General features: G+C 62.6%; 14 protein-coding genes and 1 pseudogene. 3 read left to right on the top strand and 12 right to left on the bottom strand.

Going from position 1 to position 20,283, the window contains the following annotated elements; all coding sequences use genetic code 11:
* Positions 1–455: 455 nt before the first annotated feature.
* Positions 456–4,055 carry a PAS domain-containing hybrid sensor histidine kinase/response regulator gene (locus tag EK16_RS04395; RefSeq protein ID WP_051928933.1) on the bottom strand — a complete coding sequence of 1,200 codons (3,600 nt, stop codon included), beginning with the start codon at positions 4,053–4,055 and terminating at the stop codon, positions 456–458.
* Between the two features lie 537 nt (positions 4,056–4,592).
* On the opposite strand from EK16_RS04395, the gene EK16_RS04390 reads away from it, so the two are divergent.
* Positions 4,593–4,838, top strand: a complete 246-nt coding sequence (locus EK16_RS04390) for a hypothetical protein (protein WP_038034955.1) — start codon at positions 4,593–4,595, stop codon at positions 4,836–4,838.
* Between the two features lie 40 nt (positions 4,839–4,878).
* On the opposite strand, the gene argE is transcribed toward EK16_RS04390, so the two are convergent.
* Together argE and EK16_RS04380 are read right to left on the bottom strand one after the other, a co-directional pair.
* Complete coding sequence (gene argE, locus EK16_RS04385) at positions 4,879–6,042, bottom strand: acetylornithine deacetylase (protein ID WP_038034954.1); 1,164 nt, start codon at positions 6,040–6,042, stop codon at positions 4,879–4,881.
* A 224-nt stretch (positions 6,043–6,266) separates the two neighbouring features.
* On the bottom strand, positions 6,267–6,548 hold the full coding sequence (locus EK16_RS04380) for a helix-turn-helix domain-containing protein (protein ID WP_038034952.1): 282 nt from the start codon (positions 6,546–6,548) through the stop codon (positions 6,267–6,269).
* A 383-nt stretch (positions 6,549–6,931) separates the two neighbouring features.
* Between EK16_RS04380 and EK16_RS04375 the strand changes: the two genes are divergently transcribed.
* On the top strand, positions 6,932–8,458 hold the full coding sequence (locus EK16_RS04375; RefSeq protein ID WP_038034951.1) for a helicase HerA-like domain-containing protein: 1,527 nt from the start codon (positions 6,932–6,934) through the stop codon (positions 8,456–8,458).
* A gap of 316 nt (positions 8,459–8,774) precedes the next feature.
* On the opposite strand, the gene greA is transcribed toward EK16_RS04375, so the two are convergent.
* The 3 genes from greA to EK16_RS04360 all read right to left on the bottom strand — a co-directional run bounded on the left by greA (position 8,775) and on the right by EK16_RS04360 (position 13,675).
* Positions 8,775–9,248, bottom strand: coding sequence for a transcription elongation factor GreA (gene greA / locus EK16_RS04370; RefSeq protein WP_038034950.1), 474 nt, complete (start codon positions 9,246–9,248; stop codon positions 8,775–8,777).
* Between the two features lie 241 nt (positions 9,249–9,489).
* Entirely contained in the window at positions 9,490–12,903 is a 3,414-nt protein-coding gene (gene carB / locus EK16_RS04365; RefSeq protein WP_038034949.1) for a carbamoyl-phosphate synthase large subunit, read from the bottom strand.
* Positions 12,904–13,126: 223 nt separating this feature from the next.
* Positions 13,127–13,675, bottom strand: coding sequence for an adenine phosphoribosyltransferase (locus tag EK16_RS04360; protein WP_038034948.1), 549 nt, complete (start codon positions 13,673–13,675; stop codon positions 13,127–13,129).
* 207 nt (positions 13,676–13,882) lie between these two features.
* Between EK16_RS04360 and EK16_RS04355 the strand changes: the two genes are divergently transcribed.
* On the top strand, positions 13,883–14,542 hold the full coding sequence (locus EK16_RS04355; protein WP_197059605.1) for an SOS response-associated peptidase: 660 nt from the start codon (positions 13,883–13,885) through the stop codon (positions 14,540–14,542).
* Positions 14,543–14,576: 34 nt separating this feature from the next.
* Here EK16_RS04355 and lptB read toward each other — a convergent pair whose 3' ends face one another.
* The 6 genes and pseudogenes from lptB to trpB all read right to left on the bottom strand — a co-directional run bounded on the left by lptB (position 14,577) and on the right by trpB (position 20,211).
* Positions 14,577–15,344 (bottom strand): LPS export ABC transporter ATP-binding protein, encoded by a 768-nt coding sequence (lptB, locus tag EK16_RS04350; protein ID WP_369793090.1) that lies wholly within the window; start codon positions 15,342–15,344, stop codon positions 14,577–14,579.
* Positions 15,345–15,511: 167 nt separating this feature from the next.
* Entirely contained in the window at positions 15,512–16,048 is a 537-nt protein-coding gene (locus EK16_RS04345; protein ID WP_038034945.1) for an LptA/OstA family protein, read from the bottom strand.
* 4 nt (positions 16,049–16,052) lie between these two features.
* Positions 16,053–16,775, bottom strand: a complete 723-nt coding sequence (gene lptC / locus EK16_RS04340; protein WP_038034944.1) for an LPS export ABC transporter periplasmic protein LptC — start codon at positions 16,773–16,775, stop codon at positions 16,053–16,055.
* A 238-nt stretch (positions 16,776–17,013) separates the two neighbouring features.
* A pseudogene (gene accD, locus EK16_RS04335) lies at positions 17,014–17,982 on the bottom strand (acetyl-CoA carboxylase, carboxyltransferase subunit beta); the annotation flags it as partial.
* A gap of 181 nt (positions 17,983–18,163) precedes the next feature.
* Positions 18,164–18,997 (bottom strand): tryptophan synthase subunit alpha, encoded by an 834-nt coding sequence (gene trpA, locus EK16_RS04330; RefSeq protein ID WP_038034943.1) that lies wholly within the window; start codon positions 18,995–18,997, stop codon positions 18,164–18,166.
* Entirely contained in the window at positions 18,994–20,211 is a 1,218-nt protein-coding gene (gene trpB / locus EK16_RS04325; RefSeq protein WP_038034942.1) for a tryptophan synthase subunit beta, read from the bottom strand. The genes trpA and trpB overlap by 4 nt, the downstream gene beginning before the upstream one ends.
* Positions 20,212–20,283 lie beyond the last annotated feature (72 nt).

Below are 20,283 nucleotides of genomic sequence, written 5' to 3'. Positions count from 1 at the left end.
CATTTTTAGAAATTCAGGAAGCGTGATCCTCTCGTCAAACCGAGCAAGAAAAAACTTTCCACGAGTTTGGAATTGGTTATTTAACTATTTGAAAAAACAAAAGAAAACGTCATTGCCGGGCCCCGTCCCGGCAATCTAGGGCCAAGAACGAGGCGGTTTTGGTGGGCGTTGGCGCTCGCCAAATGGTTTGATTTGTGCCGTCTGGACATAAAATGCCGGAACGGGATTTTATCCCGTTCCGGAACATTTTGGCGGGGTATATTACCCCGCCATTCATGCTTAGGCGGGGTTGAAACCCCGCCGAAACGTTCCGGAAGGATATAAAATATCCTTCCGGCGGTAAGCCCTGAGCTTGGAAGGATAATCCGCGGGCCTCACGGCAGCCGCATCCGCCATCACGCCCCCTGATCAGCCGTTTTCAAAGCCATTCGTTTCATTCGTGCCCCATAAGCCTCTCAGCTCTCGGCGGGAATGTTGCCGTATGCCGTCTGTGAGGCCGCCTGTCTGCGCCGCATGCGGCACACCCGCGTCATCACCGCGCGTAAGGCCGCGGGCTTGATGGGCTTGGCCAGATAGGTCACGTCATGATGCCGCGCCCGCTCCTGCACCTCCCGGGAGCGGTCGGCCGTGATCAGCACGGCCGGAATCGGCCGTCCCGCCAGCGCCCGCAGGGTTTCGATCACATTGAGCCCCTCTTCCTCGTCATCGAGGTGATAGTCGGCGATGATCAGGCCGATCTCCTCATCGTGCTCCTGAAGCGCGCGCGCCGCCTGCGCGCCCGATTTCGCGGTCAGGACTTCACAGCCCCAGCCGCCGATCAGGGAGACCATGCCCTCAAGGATCGCCTCCTCGTTGTCAATGACGAGAACGGCTCCGGGCTCCGCCACGGCCGGACGGGCGGATGCACTCACGGCACTTGCCTTCGCTTTCGGTTTCTCCGCCGCGCCCGGTTCCGCCCGCGGCACGCTCACCCTGAATACTGAGCCGCGCCCCACCTGCGAGCGCAAGCTTAAGGAGAGATTAAGCCGCCGCGCGATGCGCTCCACGATGGACAGGCCAAGGCCCAGGCCGGGCGCTGCATTGGCATGATCATCCAGCCGCTCGAATTCCCGGAAGATGAGCGCCTGTTTCTCTTCCGGAATGCCCGGGCCGGTATCGTGCACCTCGATGCGCACCATCTCGCCTTCGCGGCGGCAGCCCAGCAGCACCTTGCCGGATTCGGTATACTTGATGGCGTTGGAGAGAAGGTTTTGCACCAGACGGCGCAGCAGCCGCCTGTCGCTGCGCACCCAGCAGCGGCAGGGCACCACCTTCAGCCTCAGCCCCTTCTTTTCCGCCGCTGCCGAGAATTCCCGCGCCAGCGGCTCCAGAATGTCCGAAAGCCGAAACGTGGTGATCTCAGGCTTCAAGGCCCCGGCATCCAGCCGCGAAATGTCAAGAAGGGCAGTGAGGATCTCCTCCACCGATTCCAGCGAAGCGTCGATGTTGCGGGCGATGGCAGGATCCAGCCCCTTCACGTCGCCGCGCTCCACCTTCTCCACCAGCGTGGAGGCAAACAGCCGCGCCGCATTGAGCGGCTGCAGGATGTCATGCGAGGCTGCGGCAATAAACCGGGTCTTGTCCAGATTGGCCTGTTCCGCCGCGGCCTTGGCCCGCGCCAGTTCCTCGTTGAGCCGCAAAAGCTCCGCCGTACGCTCCTCCACGCGCTTCTCCAGCAGCGCATTGGCCATTTGCAATGCCTCCGCTGCCAGAACCCGCTCGGTGATGTCGGCGAAGGTGATGACCACGCCTCCATGCGGCAGCCGCGAGGCACGCACATCCAGCACGCGCCCGTCCTCCTCGAAGCGGATGTTGAACGGCTCGAAGCGCTCCGTGAGGCATTTCATCCGCCAGTCCACCTCCTCTTCGAGGTGACCGTCCGGCATGGCCCGCGCCAGCACGTTCTGCAGAATGCTTCTTAAAGGCACATCCACCCGCTCAAGCTCCGGCGGCAGATGCAGCAGCCGGCTGAACTGACGGTTCCAGCAGGTGAGGCGATAGTTGCGGTCGAACACGCCAATACCCTGCCGCACATGATCGATGGCCGACTGCAGAAGGTCGCGGTTGTACTGGATGGCGGCGGAGGCATCGTCCAGAAGCCGCAAGGCGCTGCGCGGATCCGGCGAAACCCGCTCAAGCAACAGGGCGAGGATGAGGCGGGAGGATGCCGCTCCCACGGCCGAGGCCAGCAGATGTTCGGCAAAGCGCAGCAGGCGGATGTCCGCCTCTTCCGCCGGATTGAGGATCACCTCATTGCGCCGGGCGAATTCGGCAAAGGAGCGCCGCGTGCGCTCCTCGCCCAGATAGCGCGCCACCGTCTCCTGCAGCTGACCGATGCTCACCGCCGTGCGCCAGGCGTGCGCATTGCCGGCGCCTTCGGTTCTTTCCGCGGAGACGAAGGCCGCCCCCTGCAGCTTCTCCGCTGGTGTCGCCCGGGTAAAGCGCGAGACCACGGCCCAGGCCAGAAGATTGAGCGTCAGCGACCAGAAAACGCCATGCGCCAGGGGATCCATCTCCAGGCTGAACAGCGCCCGCGGCCGCAGCCAGGCAATGCCGAAGGGGCCGTCTTTCAGAAAGCTTGCATCGATCCAGCCGGAATCGGCGAAAGAGGGCAGAAGCAGCGTATAGGCCCACAGCAGAAAGCCCGTGGCCAGCCCGGCCATGGCGCCGCGGGCGGTGGCATTGCGCCAGAACAGCCCGCCGAAGAAGGCCGGGGCGAACTGCGCCACCGCGGCAAAGGAGATCAGGCCCGTCTGTGCCAGCGCCTCGGAAGCGCCGGCCATGAGATAATAGCTGTAGGCAAGCAGCAGGATGACGGCGATGGCCGTGCGCCGGATCAGGATCAGCGCGCGCCCCATGTCGCGATAGGCCCGCCCGCGCCCCAGGCTGCCGCTCTCCGCCCGTGCCAGCAGATAGGGCACCACCAGGTTGTTGCAGGCCATGATGGACAGCGCCACCGTCTCCATGATCACCATGGCGGTGGCCGCGGAAAGGCCGCCGACAAAGGCCAGGAGCGCCACAAGGGCGTGGTCGCTGTGCACCGGCAGGGCAAGCACATAGGTGTCCGCATCCACCGCCCGCCCCAGCACAAGCAGGCCCGCCGCGGCGATCGGCACCACGAAGAGATTGATGGCCACAAGATAGAGCGGAAACTTCCATGCGGCCTTGCGCACATCCCCTTCGTGGGTGTTTTCCACCACCGCCACGTGAAACTGCCGCGGCAGCAGCAGAAAGGCGAACAGGGACAGCACCGTGATCGTCAGCCAGCGGCCGGCATGCGGTGTCTGCTGAAAGACCGAGAGCACATCCGCGCGCGCCCGCACCTGTTCCATGAGCTGCGCGGGCCCGCCCATCAGCCAGAAGACGACGAAAACGCCCACCGCCAGAAAGGCCACGAGCTTCACGATCGATTCCACCGCGATCGCCGTGATCAGGCCGTCCTGATGTTCGGTGGCGTCGATGTGGCGGGTGCCGAAGAGAATCGCAAACCCGGCCATGGCAATGGCCACGAGCAGCGCCAGGTTCTCGCCCGCCGTGGTCAGGGCGGTTCCGCCCGCCGCCATCTGCGGCATCATCGTCTGCAGCGAGAAGGAGACGGCCTTCAGCTGCAGCGCGATGTAGGGCACGACGCCCACGATCGCCACCAGCGCCACCAGCGCGCCGAGGGCGCGGTTCTTGCCATAGCGGGCGGAGATGAAGTCGGCGATGGAGGTGATGTTCTGCTGCTTGGAAATGCGCACCACCGATCTCAGAAGCGGCCAGCCGAAAATCAGCAAGAGCGCCGGGCCGATATAGACGGGCAGGAAGTCATAGCCGGTGCGCGCGGAAAGCCCCACCGAACCATAGAACGTCCATGAGGTGCAGTAGACGCCAAGCGAAAGGACGTAGATCATCGGCCGCGGCCGGTTGCGGCTGCTGCCGCCCGCCCGCATGGAGCGGTCGCTGAAATAGGCGATGAGAAACAGCATGGCCACATAGGCCAGGGCCATGACAATGGCGATCCACGGAGCCGACATGCCGCCTGCGACCTCGCTCTTGCCTGATCAGCCGGGACGCTCACAGAACACACACGCTTCCCTAAAGCATCCCCGGGCTTTCCCAGTGTGGACAGGATCTTAGACCACGGCCGCGGCAATGGCAAAATCATGTCTCCATCGTGCGCCTTTTGCACGGCAGGGTTGACGGAAAGGAAGAGACATGCGATAGTAATTTGCAATAACTATAACGCAACCGAATGTCGCATGCGGGGCGATGGCGCGGGCGCTCCTTGTCAGATCAAGGAGGCCATCATGCCTGGTTTTTCACTGCCTCCCGCATGGATGGAACAATTCGGTAACCTCTATGCCATGATCGGCTGGTGTCCGTCGCCAAGGCCGTGCCGCAAGGATATCGAAGAGGGAAATCCCCCGTCTCCCGAATGTAAGAAAGCGCTGCGCTGCCATCGCCAGGTCCTGGAATTCCTCTTTTTCTTGCGCTCTATTCCCTGGCTTTCCGCCCTCCCTGATGATTTTTCTAGATCAGAACCGGGCCCTTACAGGCCTTTCTCGGCGGATATGCCTATAGCCATCTGGATTTCCGGCCCCGGCGTTCAGACCCAGGCCCTTGAGGCGGAGTTCATGCTGAAAATGCTGCAGGCAACACCCCGGGAGCAGGAGTCAAAAATGCTCACGGGCCTGCCCACGCTGTCCGCCTATTATTCCAAGATGAACCTTCTGGCCGAAGCGGCCGAAAGCCTTGCCGACCGCATGGAGAAAGTGGCCGGAATGCTGCGGGAAGAGGCCAAGATGCTCTCCGTCTGACTGAAAGGAGGCCGCCCTGACGGAAAATCGCCCGGCGGCCTCACAGGCAGTTTTTCACAAGCCGCCGCAGGAAGGCATCGCAGGCCTCGAGCTGGGAGAGGTCCACGTATTCATCGGGCTTGTGGGCCTGGGCGATATGCCCGGGCCCGCACACCACCGCCGGCATCTCCGCCTGCTGAAACAGCCCCGCCTCCGTGCCGTAAGGCACGCAGTGCGTGGCGTTCTCGCCCAGCGCCTGCAGTGCCGCCTGCACCGGCCATGAGTCCGGATCATGCTTCAGCCCCGGCACCCGGTTGTTCACCTCCGTGACAATACCGGCCCCCGGCCAGTGTGCCTTCATCTCTGGCTCCACTTGCGTGCGGCAGAAGTCATCCACTTCGGCGATGAGGGCATCGCCGTCCACATCCGGCATCAGGCGCGCCTCCCATTCTATGGTGCAATGCCGGGGCACGATGTTGCGCGCCGTGCCCGCCCGCACGCGCCCGATCTGCACCGTGGTGTAGGGGGGATCAAACCCGCTGTCTTCATCGGCCTGTTTCGCCAGCGCTGCGGAGAGCGCAACGATCTTCGTCATCACCGGCGCGGCGTAATGCGCCGCATTCACCCCCAGTTGCGGACAGCTGGAATGTGCCTCCCGTCCCGTGATCACGGTGGTGGCGGACATGATGCCCTTGTGCGCGGTCACCACCTTCATGCCCGTGGGCTCGCCAACGAAGACGCCGGCTATGGGCGGCAGGTGTGCGCGCATCCAGGCAATCATCGGCCGCACGCCGGTGCAGCCCACTTCCTCATCACAGGAGAAGGCGAGATAGACCGGCCGTGACAGCGGCAGACCGACGATCTCGGGAACGAGTGCCAGGGCAGAGGCAATGAAGCCCTTCATGTCCGCCGTGCCGCGGCCATAGGCCCGGCCCGTCTCTTCATCCACATGCAGCCGGAAAGGATTGGTGCGCCAGTCCTGATCGTCCACCGGCACCACGTCGGTGTGTCCGGAAAGCACAATACCGCCTGGCGCTTCCGGCCCGATGCGCGCCAGCAGATTGGCCTTCTCCGGCCCGAAGGGAATGCGCCAGCACGGCACGCCATATTCCGCCAGCCAGCCTTCCATGAAGTCGATCATCTCCAGGTTGGAATGCCGGCTGACGGTGTCAAAGGCCACAAGCCTCTCAAGCAGGGCAAGGGTGCTGTGTGCTGCGCGCTTCATGCCCCGGTTTGTCAGGCGCACACCCCACCCCTGTCAAGCCTGCGTCTTCTTGCCTTTTCGCTTAATGAGCGCGGGGTAAGGCGAAGGGTCATACAAGGAAAGAAAATGCCTTGTCAGGAGCGCTTCTTCACAACTTTCTGTACATTTCAGCGGGGCCAAAAGTGTTCCGGATACAAATCCGTTTTGTCAGTTGGGAAATGAAAGGAAAGTCCCGGCGAAGATTGTCAGCCCTCAGGAACGAGCTCGATTTTCAAACGAGCCCCAACCGCTGCCGCATAGCGCTCCAGTGTTTTCAGGCTGGGTTTGTGGCCGCTTTCCAGCCGCGCCACCACCGGCTGTGACGTGCCCATGCGGCGTGCCACTTCTTCCTGAGTGAGCCCGGCGGCAAGTCGTGCCTTGATCAACGTATGTGTTAAATCGAATTCGGGTCCAAGTTCCTCGTATGCGTGACGGAACTCGGGATCCTCCATCCATCGTTTCTTCACGTCCTTGAAGGGAATGCTCATCACGTAACCTCCCTCGCACGTCTCTGCGCCAGCTTTAGCGCCGATTGTATCATGTGGTTATGATACTATAACGTGTAGATTGCGCGCCCCTGACACTGTCAAGACCACCCTTTCCAATGCCGGAACGGGATTTTTTCCCGTTCCGGAACATTTTGGCGGGGTATGTTACCCCGCCATCCATGCTTTAGGCGGGGTTGAAACCCCGCCGAAACGTTCCGGAAGGATATAAAATATCCTTCCGGCGGAGACGCACAGCCCGCCCCTGTCAAGCCCGCCCTCTTTATCCTTTCATCTCATGACCACGGCCCCTTGACGGGAAAGTTCTCGCTGAACAGACTGGCGCCAGACAAACACTGCCGCAGCAAGGACCGGGGGATGATCCCATGACCGAGACGTCTGCCTCAAACCGTGTGTTCATCGGTTCCGCCTTTGATGAAAAGGGCGCGCCCCTCAAGCAGTGGCTGAACCTGCCCTATGCCAACCGGCACGGGCTCATCACCGGCGCCACCGGCACGGGAAAGACCGTCTCCCTGCAGATTCTGGCGGAAGGGCTCTCCGATGCCGGCGTGCCCGTTTTCGCCGCCGACGTGAAAGGGGACCTTGCCGGTTTGTCCCAGCCGGGCGAGGCCAATGACAAGATTCTGGAGCGCGCCCGCAAAATCGGTTTCGATGATTACGGCGTGCGCGAATTTCCGGTCATTTTCTGGGATCTCTTCGGCGAACAGGGCCATCCCGTCCGCACCACCATTTCCGACATGGGCCCCTTGCTGCTTTCGCGCCTGATGAACCTTACGGAGGCACAGGAAGGCGTGCTCAATATCGCCTTCAAGGTGGCGGACGAGGAGGGCCTGCTCCTGCTTGACCTGAAGGACTTACGCGCCCTGCTCAAGGATCTCGCCGATCGCGGCAAGGAGCTGGTCACGGAGTACGGCACCATCAACAAGCGCTCCGTGGGCGCCATTCTGCGCCGCCTCGTGGTTCTGGAAGAGCAGGGGGGCGAGATGTTCTTCGGCGAGCCCTCACTGGATATCCGCGATTTCATGCGCACAACGCCCGATGGCCGCGGCTACATCAACATTCTCGCCGCCGACCGCCTCATGCAGTCGCCCAAGGTTTACGCCACCTTCCTGCTCTGGCTGCTCTCCGAACTCTTTGAGGAACTGCCCGAGGTGGGCGATCCTGAAAAGCCGAAGCTCGTGTTCTTCTTTGACGAGGCGCACCTGTTGTTCAAGAACGCGCCCGTCAGCCTGGTTGAAAAGATCGAGCAGGTGGTGAAGCTCATCCGCTCCAAGGGCGTGGGCGTCTATTTCGTCACCCAGAACCCGCTGGACATTCCCGACAGCGTGCTGGCCCAGCTTGGCAACCGCATTCAGCACGCCCTGCGTGCCTACACCCCGCGCGAACAGCGGGCGGTGAAGGCAGCCGCCGAAACCTTCCGGCAGAATCCCGCCTTTGATACGGCGGACGTGATCACCAAGCTCGGCGTTGGCGAGGCGCTCGTCTCCACGCTTCAGAAAAAGGGCGTGCCCAGCATGGTTCAGCGCACGCTCATCCGCCCGCCGTCCTCACGCATGGGGCCGATTACTGAGGCGGAAAGAAAGCGCGTCATTCTCGATTCGCCCGTTTATGGCATCTATGAGGAAAGCGAGGATCGCATCAGCGCCTTCGAGACCCTCAAAAAACGCGCAGAGGAAAAGGCCCTCGCCGAGGAGCGCGCCCGTGAGGAAGAGGAGCGCCGCAAGGCCGAGGAGCGTGCCGCCCGCGAGGAGGCGCGCGCCAGAAGCTATGCCTCCCGCCGCATGAGCACAACAGAGCGCTTCATCAAGTCTCTCGCCGGCTCCATCGGCACCCAGCTCGGCCGCGCCATCATCCGCGGCATCCTCGGCGGCCTCCTCCGCGGCCGCCGCTGAGAAATTGTTTCACGGCACGGCGAAGCGCGCCGGAGGGTTTGATGAAGAGGCTTTTGTCCATGCTCAGGATTGACTGAATTATAGCAAACTATAATCTCCGCCCCCCTTTTTATACCAAAAGGGCCGTTTTGTATAATTTGCAGCGAGCCAAGGCCGATTACTGGCCGCGAGATGCGGGCGCGGGGGATGCCAGTGAAGACGTAGAAAAGGCGAAAGCAGACAGCCCGCAGCATGCATGCCATGCTGACGGGCGCTGCCGCTTTCGCCTGATCAAGAAACACGCGTGATGCGTGCCAGTGCGGTGTCGATTAGGGTCTTACTTGTATTCCACCTTCATGATCTCGTAGGACTTGCCGCCGCCGGGAGTGTTGACCTCCACGATATCGCCCACCTCCTTGCCGATAAGCGCGCGGGCGATGGGCGAGGAGATGGAGATCTTGCCCTTGGAGACGTCCGCCTCGAGATCGCCGACGATCTGATAGGTGACCTCCTTCTCCGTGTCCTCGTCAATCAGGGTCACCGTGGCGCCGAACTGAATCTTGTCACCGGAAAGCTTGGAGACATCGATCACCTCGGCGCGCGAGAGCTTGTCCTCCAGCTCGGCGACGCGTGCCTCGTTCCATGCCTGCTGCTCCTTGGCGGCATGGTATTCGGCGTTTTCCGACAGGTCGCCATGTGCGCGCGCCTCGGCAATGGCCTTGATGATTCGCGGCCGCTCCACCGTCTTCAGATACTTGATCTCCTCAAGCAGCGCCGCATGGCCTTCCGCAGTCATCGGAATCTTGTTCATGGTCGTCCTGTCTTCCTGAATATCCGGTTTTCGGCCGGCGCCCCGCCTTGTTCCGGTCTCACAATCGGCAAGCCAGGGATGCGCCGGCTCTTGCCCCCTTCATGGATCCGGCCGCATCAGGGCGGCCGGTCCGCCTGATTTGGGCCGCTAGGACTGAACCATCCCGTGCGGCCCTCTCGCCCGACAGAAAAAAGCCGCCCCGCAGATCGTCTCCGATCAGCGGGGGACATCACCTCGGGCTTCAGCGGCGGCCAATATACCCCTGCAGGGAACGGACTTCAAGGGGGCGTGCCTTCAGCGCGGCAATGGCCGCGGCTGTGGCCTTCGCGCCGGCAACAGTGGTGGTGTAGGGGATGTTGGAAATCAGGGCCTGCTGGCGAATGGAGCGCGAATCCTCCTGGGCCTTGGCGCCCTCCGTGGTGTTGATCACCAGCTGCACCTCGCCGTTAGCCATGGCATCCACGATGTGGGGCCGCCCTTCGCGCACCTTGTTCACCCGTTTCGCCGGCACGCCGTGCGCCTTCAGATAGGCAGCGGTGCCGCCGGTGGCAATGATGGAAAAGCCCATTTCATGCAACGCCCGCGCCGGCTCAAGCACCTCCGGCTTGTCGGCATCGCGCACGGAGATGAAGACCGTGCCCGAAAGCGGCAGCTTCTGCCCCGCCGCCAGCTGCGCCTTGGCGTAGGCCATGGGAAAATCGGAATCGATGCCCATGACCTCGCCGGTGGAGCGCATCTCCGGCCCCAGCAGCGTATCGACGCCGGGGAAACGGTTGAAGGGAAACACCGCCTCCTTGACGCTGACATGATCCAGCGTCGGCGGTTTTAAGCCGAAGGTGGAAAGCAGCTCTCCGGCCATGACCCGCGCCGCCAGCTTGGCGATGGGCACGCCCGTGGCCTTGGCCACGAAAGGCACCGTGCGCGAGGCGCGGGGGTTCACCTCGAGGATGTAGACGATATCGCCCTTCACCGCATACTGCACGTTCATCAGCCCGCGCACGTCAAGCGCCTGCGCCAGCAGGCGGCTTTGGCGCTCAATTTCGCGAATCACGCTTTCGGGCAAGGCATAGGGCGGCAGCGAACAGGCGGAATCGCCGGAATGAATGCCCGCTTCCTCGATATGCTCCATGATGCCGGCCACATAGACGGTCTCGGCATCGGCAAGCACATCCACGTCCACTTCCGTGGCCCGCACCAGATAGCTGTCGATCAGCACCGGTGAATCGCCGGAGACCACCACCGCCTCGCTGATGTAGCGCTCAAGCTGTTCACGGTCGCGCACGATCTCCATCGCCCGCCCGCCGAGAACATAAGAGGGGCGGATGACCACGGGATAGCCGATCTCCTCGGCGATGCGCACCGCCTCTTCCGCCGAGCGCGCAATGCCGTTGTCCGGCTGCCTTAAACCCAGATCCTTCAGAAGACGCGAGAAACGGTCGCGATCCTCGGCCAGGTCGATGGCATCCGGCGATGTGCCGAGAATGGGAATGCCGGCCTTCTGCAAATCCTGCGAGAGCTTCAGCGGGGTTTGCCCGCCAAACTGCACGATCACGCCCTTGAGCGTGCCGGCCTGTTGCTCCGCATGCAGGATTTCCAGCACGTCCTCCGTGGTCAGCGGCTCGAAGTAGAGACGGTCGGAGGTGTCGAAATCGGTGGAGACCGTCTCCGGATTGCAGTTGACCATGATGGTCTCGTAATCGGCATCCTTCAGGGCGAAGGAGGCATGGCAGCAGCAGTAGTCGAACTCGATGCCCTGACCGATGCGGTTGGGGCCGCCGCCGAGGATGACCACCTTCTCGCGATCGGAGACGAAGGCCTCGTTGCCGTCGGTGAGGCCGGGAATGCCGGTCTCGTAGGTGGAATACATGTATGCGGTGGGCGAGGCGAACTCCGCCGCGCAGGTGTCGATGCGCTTGTAAACAGGACGCACGCCAAGCCGCCAGCGATGGGCGCGCACGTCCTCTTCCCTCAAGCCCGTCAGCTTCGCCAGCCGGGCATCGGAAAAGCCCATGGCCTTCAGCCAGCGCATGTTTTCGGCATCCTCGGGCAGGCCGTGGGCCTTCACGCGCTCTTCCGCCGCCACGATCTCGGCGATGCGCTCAATGAACCAGGGATCGTAACGGGTGATGCGGCAGATGTCCTCCACTGATGCACCCTGGCGCAGGGCCTGCGCCACCTTCAGCAGCCGGTCCGGTGTCGGCACCGAAAGGGCGGCCCGCAGGGCATCGCCATCCCCTTCGGCCAGGCCGGGGATCTCCACCTCATCAAGGCCGGTCAGGCCGGTTTCCAGCCCGCGCAGGGCCTTCTGGAAACTCTCATGGAAGGTGCGGCCAATGGCCATGACCTCGCCGACCGATTTCATGGAGGTGGTCAGCACCGGCTCCGCGCCCGGGAACTTCTCAAAGGCGAAGCGCGGCACCTTGGTGACGACATAATCAATGGTCGGCTCGAAGGATGCAGGGGTTGCGCCCTTGGTGATGTCGTTCTCCAGCTCATCCAGCGTATAGCCGATGGCAAGCTTGGCCGCCACGCGGGCGATGGGAAAGCCCGTGGCCTTCGAGGCCAGGGCGGAAGAGCGCGACACACGCGGATTCATCTCGATGACGACCATGCGGCCGTCCTTCGGGTTGATGGCGAACTGCACGTTGGAGCCGCCCGTCTCCACGCCGATTTCGCGCAACACCGCAATGGCCGCATTGCGCATGCGCTGATATTCCTTGTCGGTCAGCGTCAGCGCCGGCGCCACGGTGATGGAATCGCCAGTGTGCACGCCCATGGGATCGACGTTCTCGATGGAACAGACGATGATGCAGTTGTCGTCCTTGTCGCGGACGACCTCCATCTCGTATTCCTTCCAGCCGATGATCGATTCCTCGATCAGCACCTCGGAGGTGGGCGAGGCCTCAATCCCCTTCAGCACCAGATCATAGAGCTCCTCCAGCGTGTAGGCGATGCCGCCGCCGGTGCCGCCCAGGGTGAAGGAGGGGCGGACGATGGCGGGAAGTCCCGTGACCTGAAAGGCGGCAAAGGTCTGGCGCATGGCCTCAAGGCGGTGCTCCTCGCGGCGGATCCACTCCTTTTCCAGCCATTCGGATTCGAATTCGCGCAAGGCCCGCTCGCGCTCTTCTCCTTCGGGATAGGCTTCGTGGATTTCAGCTACCAGCGCCTCATATTCCTTGCGGAAGCGACGCTTCAGCTCCGAGGTGTTGACAAAGGCGGAGCGCGGCAGATCGAGGCCGATCTTCTCCATGGCCTTGCGGAACAGCTCGCGGTCTTCCGCCTTGTCGATGACATCGGCGCGCGCGCCGATCATCTCCACGCCATAGCGGGCAAGCACGCCGGAGCGCTCCAGGGTCAGCGCGGTGTTCAGCGCCGTCTGCCCGCCCATGGTGGGCAGCAGCGCATCAGGGCGCTCTTTCTCGATGATGCGCTCCACCACCTCGGGCGTGATCGGCTCGATGTAGGTGGCATCGGCCAGCTGCGGATCGGTCATGATGGTGGCGGGGTTGGAGTTGACGAGGATGACGCGATAGCCCTCTTCCTTAAGCGCCTTCACCGCCTGCGTGCCGGAATAGTCGAATTCGCAGGCCTGACCGATGATGATGGGCCCGGCTCCGATGATGAGGATGGATTCGATATCGGTTCTTTTCGGCATGACTGCTCTGCTTGTGTTCGCCCTGCCCAAATTGCCGCCCTCATTACACCACGGCGGGCGGCAGGAAAAGGCCGCGCTTTGTCCGCGGCATGCTTTTTTCGCCTCTCCCCCGTTCTTTTAGCGGCCAGGTCATTTTATGCCATGATGCGCGAGGCTTTCTCACAGCCGATAAGGGCTCATGAAAAAGGGCCGGATCTTTGATCCGACCCTTTGTCGTCTTGGCTCATGCCCCTTCGAATTCCACCAGCGTATGCACCTTCACGCCTTTCTGCCGCAACCGCTCCGCACCGCCGAGATCCGGCAGATCGATGACGAAGGCGGCCGCCACCAGATCGCCGCCGGATTCCCGAATCAGGTCGATGGCGGCGTTGGCCGTGCCGCCGGTGGCGATGAGATCATCCACGAGCAGAACCTTGTCACCCTGGCTGATGGCATCGGCATGCACCTCGATGCGATCCACGCCGTATTCCAGCTCGTAGTCCTTGCCGATCACCTTCCACGGCAGCTTGCCCTTCTTGCGGATGGGCACGAAGCCCTTGCCCAGCTCATGCGCCACCGCCCCGCCAAGGATGAAGCCGCGGGCCTCGATACCGATGACGTAATCGATGTCCTCATTAAGAAACGGCCAGATCAGCTCGTCCACGGCCGCGCGCAGGCCATGGGCGGAGGCAAGCAGCGTGGTGATGTCCCTGAAGATGATGCCCGGTTTCGGATAGTCGGGAATGGAGCGGATGTATTGCTTGATGTCGAAGACCTTGCGGCTGGTGTTCATGGCCGGTCCCCTTGCCCGTAACGCCTCTGGCCTGTGTCTTTAAGCCCAGGCCGCCGCATAAGACAAGCGTTCTTTTGGGCGTCAGGAAAAGAAGGCGGGAAAGGTTTGCGGGAGAGAGCACAAAGCGGCGGTGACAGCGACATTGCGGCTTTCTATCTTGAACCCGGGGGAATGCCGTATGGAGCGGAAAAAGACAGGGAACGGGACATGTGCGGGCTGTATCGACTGACTATCGCGCCGGAGGCGATGAAGGCGGCCTTTTCGCTGGCGGAGGGGCCGGAGCTGGCCAATTGCTGTCCGCGGGCGCTGGTGCGCCCGGGTGAGCCGGCGCCCATCATCCGTCGCGAGGAGGATGGCGCTTATCATCTGCGCTTCGCCCTGTGGGGGTTCGTGCCGCACTGGATGAAGGAATGGCCCAAGCAGCGCCCCATCAACGCCCGCGCCGAATCGCTTTTGGAACGGCCCTATTTCCGTTCCGCCGTGCGTCATCATCGCTGTCTGTTTCCGGCCGACGGCTTTCATGAATGGACGGGCCAGCCCGGGCACAAGCACGCCATTCTTTTTACGCTGCCCGATGAGCGTCCCTTCGCCATGGCCGGGCTGTGGTCGCGCTGGATGGGTGCGGACGGCAGCGAGATGGAAACCTGCGTGATCATCACGGTGGATGCCAATGCCGATGTGCGCCCGGTGCATCCGCGCATGCCGGCCATTTTCCTCAATGAGGCGGACAGGGCCGCCTGGCTCGATCCCGCCTGCCCGGCGGAAGAAGCCGTGCGCCTGTTAAAACCCGCTCCGGACGGCACCTTCTCAGGCCATGATGTCGGCCATCCCTTGAAACGCCCGCCTGAGCAGCCGCGCCTGCTCTAGGTGGCGCTGGCCGGTTATTGGCAGAGGATTGCGTTCACAGCGTGAAGTCCTCGCCGAGATAATAGCGGCGCACTTCCTCGTGTGCGACGATCTCCTGCGGCGTGCCTTCCGTCAGCACACGCCCGTCATGGATGATGAGGGCGCGGTCGATGAGGCTGAGGGTTTCGCGCACGTTGTGATCCGTAATAAGCACCCCGATTCCCCGATCGGTAAGCTTTCGCACCAGCTTGCGGATATCATTAATGGCAATGGGATCGATGCCCGCGAAAGGCTCGTCGAGGAGCATGTATCGGGGATCGGCGGCAAGAGCGCGGGCGATTTCCACGCGGCGACGTTCTCCGCCAGATAGCGCCACAGCCGGCGAATGCCTAAGGTGCGTAATCTGGAACTCATCCAACAACTCACTCAAGCGTTCCTCGCGCGCCTTCCTGTCGCGGATACGCAGCTCCAGAATGGCGCGGATGTTGTCCTCAACCGAGAGGCCGCGAAAGATGGAGGCCTCCTGCGGCAGATAGCCGATGCCCCGCCGCGCCCGCCGATACATGGGCAGCAGGGTGACATCGCGGCCATCCAGCGTGATCGTGCCCTGATCGGCGGCGATCAGCCCGGTGATCATGTAGAACACCGTGGTCTTGCCGGCCCCATTGGGGCCCAAAAGGCCCACGGCCTCGCCACGGCGAACGGAAAGCGACACGCCCTTCACCACCGGCCGCCGCCGGTACACCTTCACCAGCCTTTCGGCCCGGATTCCCTGCTGTAAATCGGCCCGTGCCTCCTTCGAGGCCGTCGCGGCGCTGGGCATGTCCATGGGCGTCGTTCCGTTCATGAGCTAGAGTGATGTGTCAACCTTAACAGGCGGTGAATGACCAGCGAATGAATGCACTGCATGCGCTCGCGAATATGCGGCAAACCTCACACGAACGCATCGTTCCCGCTCGACAAGTCTGCGAGCGCCCCCCATATTTGCCATCATTCGCTGAAAATGCCGCGCACCCGCCCCTTGCCCGGCGCTTCCATGCGCGACACGCCGGTCTTGAGATTGGCAAACAGCTTGGTGCCGCGCACCGTGGCCGTCTTTGTCTTCACCGTGACGTTGCCCGTGACCCACAAAAGATCCTTCTTCACGTCCATACGGGCCTGATCGCCGGTGATGGTCTGATCCGGATCGACAATCTTGACATGCCCGGTGGCCACGAAGTCGGTCACTTCCGTTTTCTCTCCCCCGTCTTCTTTCGGCACTTTCTTGTAGTGCACCACCATCTTGTCGGCATAGAGCGTGGAATTGCCCCGCGTGGCCTTCACATTGCCGATGAAGATCGCGGTGTTCTTCTCGTCCTGGATTTCCATGCTGTCAGCCTCGATATCCACCTTTCGGGCCTTCTTGGCCTCCTGCATGGGCTTGGTGTTGACCACCTGTGGCTGCGCCATGACCGGCGTCATGGTCGGGGCAAGAAAGGCTGCGGCCATGACGGCAAGCAGCGGCGGAAAGATGGACTTGGCGGACATCGGTTCACTCCCGGGCGTTGGCTTTGTCCTCTCTTGCCGGCCTGCCCCCTGTTGCGTCCGTGGTTCCACCGGCCGGCGTTTCGCTGCGAAAGGTAGCGTAAACCCGCCCGCCGAAAAAGACATGATCGGAATTGCGGGCGGTGCGCATGCTGCGGGCGCGGATTTCGCCATCCTTGAGAACAACGCGCACCGGTCCCGGCACGGTGAAGATCTTGTCGGGGATGTGCACGCGGGCGCGCTGCGTATAGAGGTCATAGCGGCCCTGTGAGCTGACATGCACGTTGTCGATGAGCGTGGCGATCTCGGTTTCGGTATCGTATTCTCCGCGATCGGAGGAGAAGCGGATGATTTCGCCGTTGCGCTTGGTCAGCGTGCCCCGGACGTTGCGCAATCTGATGCGGTTTCTTTCCTGCTCCTTGCGCTCCGACATCTGTGCGATGATGGTGAAGGGCAGGCCTTCGTCATCCAGGCCGGAAATGCGCGTATTGCGCACCACGATGGTGCCATCATCGGTGACCGTTACCTCGATTTTCGGCGGTTCGCGGCGTTTGGGCGCAATCAGGCCCGATGACCAGAGAAACAGCGCGATCAGGCCCAGAGCCGAAAACAGAAACAGAAGGGATACCCAGAAAGCGAGCGGCCGGCGGCGCCGTTCCCGACGCAGATAGTCCTGTGGTGCAACCGGTTCGGTTTGCGCCGCGTTCCTCTCCTCGGCCTTGTTCACCACGGCACGATCAACTCCCTGACCCCGCTAAACGGCTTCAAACGTGAAATGTAACAAAATCGCAGGTTCAGTCCTTGCGCGCCTCTTCGGCCTTCGCTGGCGGAGAGGATTCCTTCTCAGCGCCCTCCGCCTCCTTCGCCTCGTCTGCGGAAGATCTGGCCTCGGCCTTATCTTCCTGCATGTCAGCCCCGGATGCGCTCTCGGCAGCTTCGCCATCTTTTGGGGCGTTTTCTTTTTCATATTCTGCCGTTGCGGCCGTTTCGGCGCTTTCCGTGGCATCGCTTTCAGCCGGCTCTTCCGGCTTTGTTTCGCCGACCTCTTCGGCCGGCAATTCTTCCGCCCGGGTCTCCACCAGCGCCGGCTGATGGGTGAACAGCCGCACCAGCCGCGAAATCACCGCACGCATCTCATGCCGCGGCACCACGGCATCGACCATGCCATGCTCGAGCAGATATTCGGCGCGCTGAAAGCCCTCGGGCAGCTTTTCCCGGATGGTCTGCTCGATCACGCGCGGACCGGCAAAGCCGATGAGCGCGCCCGGCTCGGCCAGATGCACATCGCCCAACATGGCATACGATGCGGTGACACCGCCGGTGGTGGGATGGGTGAGCACCACGATGTAGGGCAGGCCTGCTTCCTTCAGCTCCTGCACGGCGATGGTGGTGCGCGGCATCTGCATCAGGGAGAGAATGCCTTCCTGCATGCGCGCGCCGCCTGAGGAAACGAAGAAGATGAAGGGACAGCGCCGCTTCACCGCCTCGCGCATGGCGCGGATGATGGCCTCGCCTGCGGCCATGCCCAGCGAGCCGCCCATGAACTCGAAGTCCTGCACGGCAATCACCACCCGCACGCCATCCAGCCAGCCGACACCGGCGAGAATGGCATCATCCCGCCCGGTCTTGGCCCGCGCCGCCTTCAGGCGGTCCACATATTTCTTCTGATCGCGGAACTTCAGCGGATCCTGCGGCACCTCGGGAAGCGGGATTGCTTCATATTCGCCATCGTCGAACATGTGGCGCAGGCGCTCTGTTGCAGGCATGCGCATGTGATAGCCGGATTCCGGCACCACCCACAAATTGGCCTGCAGATCCTTGTAAAAGACCATCTTGCCCGTCTGTGGGCATTTCACCCACATGTTCTCGGGCATTTCGCGCTTTTTGCCGAGAAAGCTGCGGATCCTCGGGCGGACGAAATTCTTGATCCAGTTCATGGCGAGGCTCTGCCTCCCTGTTGCCCCCGTTGATGTCGTTCATGCGCAAAGAGCCTTTTTCGACGGCCGGCTGGCTTAAATGGCCCTGATGCGGCACTTCATGGCCTGTTCCTTGACCAACCACCGGCCCGGGCCTGTGCATGCACGGGGCTTTTGGCCCCTTTGTGCTTTCTTAAGCCACTCACTGGCGCGCGGCGCGCACGCCCTCCGCCAGCGCCGAGACGAGATCGAGCACGGCAGAAACCGTGCCATCCGTGGCCCGTCCCTGATCATCCAGGCTGTCGCGCACGGCGTTCACCAGCGCCGATCCCACCACCACGCCATCGGCCACCTCGGCGATGGCCCGCGCCTGCTGCGGTGTTTTTACACCAAAGCCCACGGCGATGGGCAGGTCCGTGGCCGTGCGGATGTACGCAAGCGCATCGCGCACGGCATCGACATCCGGCTCGCGGGTGCCGGTCACGCCCGTGACCGAGACGTAATAGAGAAAGCCGCTGGCGTTGTTGAGCACCTTGGGCAGGCGGGCCGCATCCGTCGTCGGCGTGGCCAGGCGGATGAAATTGATCCCCGCCTCAAGCGCCGGCAGGCACAGCTCTTCGTCCTCTTCCGGCGGCAGGTCGACAACGATGAGACCATCCACGCCCGCCTCCCTGGCTTCGGCGAGGAAGCGCGCGTTGCCGTAAACATAGATGGGATTGTAATAGCCCATGAGCACGATGGGCGTTTCCGCATCCGTTTCGCGAAAGCGGCGCACCATTTCCAGGGTGCGCGGCAGGGTCTGCCCCGCCGCCAGCGCCCGCTGCGAGGCGAGCTGAATGGCCGGGCCATCGGCCATGGGGTCGGTGAAGGGCATGCCCAGTTCGATGATGTCCGCCCCCGCCTGCGGCAGGCGCCTTAAGATTTCAAGAGAGGTCTCGAAATCGGGATCGCCGGCGGTGATGAAGGTGACCAGCGCCGCACGGTTCTGTTCCTTCAGGGCGGCGAAGCGCGCCGCGATGCGCCCCGTCTCGCTCACAGCTCCACTCCCAGATGCTTGGCCACGGTGAAGATGTCCTTATCTCCCCGCCCGCACATGTTCATGATGATGATCTGATCCTTGTCCATCTCCGGCGCCAGCTTCATCACGTGCGCAAGGGCATGCGCCGGCTCCAGCGCCGGAATGATGCCTTCCAGACGCGAGCAGACCTGAAAGGCCTCCAGCGCTTCCTCGTCCGTGGCCGCCACATAGTTCACCCGGCCCACCTCATGCAGCCAGGCATGCTCCGGCCCGATGCCGGGATAATCAAGCCCGGCGGAGATGGAATGCGCCTCCTTGATCTGCCCGTCCTCATCCATGAGCAGATAGGTGCGGTTGCCGTGCAGCACGCCCGGCTTACCGCCGCTGATCGAGGCGGCATGCAGGCCCGTTTCCAGCCCCTTGCCGGCGGCTTCCACGCCATACATGGCCACATCCGTGTCATCGAGGAAGGGATAGAACAGCCCCATGGCGTTGGAGCCGCCGCCGATGGCCGCCACCAGCGCATCCGGCAGGCGCCCTTCCTTTTCCAGGATCTGGGCCCTGGCCTCGCGGCCGATCACTGCCTGAAAATCCCGCACCATCATGGGATAGGGGTGCGGCCCCGCCACGGTGCCGATGCAGTAGAAGGTGTTCTCCACATTCGCCACCCAGTCGCGCAGCGCTTCGTTCAGCGCATCCTTCAGCGTGCGCGAACCGGAGGAAACGGGCACGACCTCAGCCCCCAAAAGCTTCATGCGAAAGACATTGGGCTGCTGGCGCTCCACATCCACCTCGCCCATGTAAACGACGCATTCAAGGCCGAAGCGGGCACAGGCCGTTGCCGTGGCCACGCCGTGCTGACCGGCGCCGGTCTCGGCGATGATGCGCGTCTTGCCCATGCGCCGTGCCAGCAGGATCTGCCCGAGAACGTTGTTGATCTTGTGCGCGCCGGTGTGATTGAGCTCATCGCGCTTGAAGTAGATCTTCGCCCCGCCCAGATGTTCGGTTAAGCGCTCGGCAAAATAAAGCGGCGAGGGGCGACCCACATAATCCCGCAGAAATGCCTCCATTTCCGCATGAAAGGCGGGATCGTTCCTGGCCTCCTCATAGGCGGCCTCCAGCTCGAGAACGAGCGGCATTAACGTCTCGGCCACGAAACGGCCGCCATGAATGCCGAACCGGCCATGTTCATCCGGCCCGCTGCGGAAGGAGTTGGGCGTGCTTTCGCTCATGTCGTGCCTGACCGTTGAGAATCTCGCCTTGCGCCGTGTTCACCATGTCCGGGCCCGCGTGTCAATGAACCC

Origin of the sequence: Thermopetrobacter sp. TC1 (assembly GCF_000746275.1) — a bacterium.
Classification (GTDB): Bacteria; Pseudomonadota; Alphaproteobacteria; order Rhizobiales; family Aestuariivirgaceae; genus Thermopetrobacter.
This window is presented reverse-complemented; position numbering and strand designations above follow the sequence as displayed.

What these genes read in the sequence shown, in the direction of transcription:
- EK16_RS04395 (WP_051928933.1), bottom strand. Translation starts at nt 4,055, where the DNA reads ATGTCGGCTCCGTGGATCGCCATTGTCATGGCCCTGGCCTATGTGGCC.
- EK16_RS04390 (WP_038034955.1), top strand. Translation starts at nt 4,593, where the DNA reads ATGCCTATAGCCATCTGGATTTCCGGCCCCGGCGTTCAGACCCAGGCC.
- argE (WP_038034954.1), bottom strand. Translation starts at nt 6,042, where the DNA reads ATGAAGCGCGCAGCACACAGCACCCTTGCCCTGCTTGAGAGGCTTGTG.
- EK16_RS04380 (WP_038034952.1), bottom strand. Translation starts at nt 6,548, where the DNA reads ATGAGCATTCCCTTCAAGGACGTGAAGAAACGATGGATGGAGGATCCC.
- EK16_RS04375 (WP_038034951.1), top strand. Translation starts at nt 6,932, where the DNA reads ATGACCGAGACGTCTGCCTCAAACCGTGTGTTCATCGGTTCCGCCTTT.
- greA (WP_038034950.1), bottom strand. Translation starts at nt 9,248, where the DNA reads ATGAACAAGATTCCGATGACTGCGGAAGGCCATGCGGCGCTGCTTGAG.
- carB (WP_038034949.1), bottom strand. Translation starts at nt 12,903, where the DNA reads ATGCCGAAAAGAACCGATATCGAATCCATCCTCATCATCGGAGCCGGG.
- EK16_RS04360 (WP_038034948.1), bottom strand. Translation starts at nt 13,675, where the DNA reads ATGAACACCAGCCGCAAGGTCTTCGACATCAAGCAATACATCCGCTCC.
- EK16_RS04355 (WP_197059605.1), top strand. Translation starts at nt 13,883, where the DNA reads ATGTGCGGGCTGTATCGACTGACTATCGCGCCGGAGGCGATGAAGGCG.
- lptB (WP_369793090.1), bottom strand. Translation starts at nt 15,344, where the DNA reads ATGCCCAGCGCCGCGACGGCCTCGAAGGAGGCACGGGCCGATTTACAG.
- EK16_RS04345 (WP_038034945.1), bottom strand. Translation starts at nt 16,048, where the DNA reads ATGTCCGCCAAGTCCATCTTTCCGCCGCTGCTTGCCGTCATGGCCGCA.
- trpB (WP_038034942.1), bottom strand. Translation starts at nt 20,211, where the DNA reads ATGAGCGAAAGCACGCCCAACTCCTTCCGCAGCGGGCCGGATGAACAT.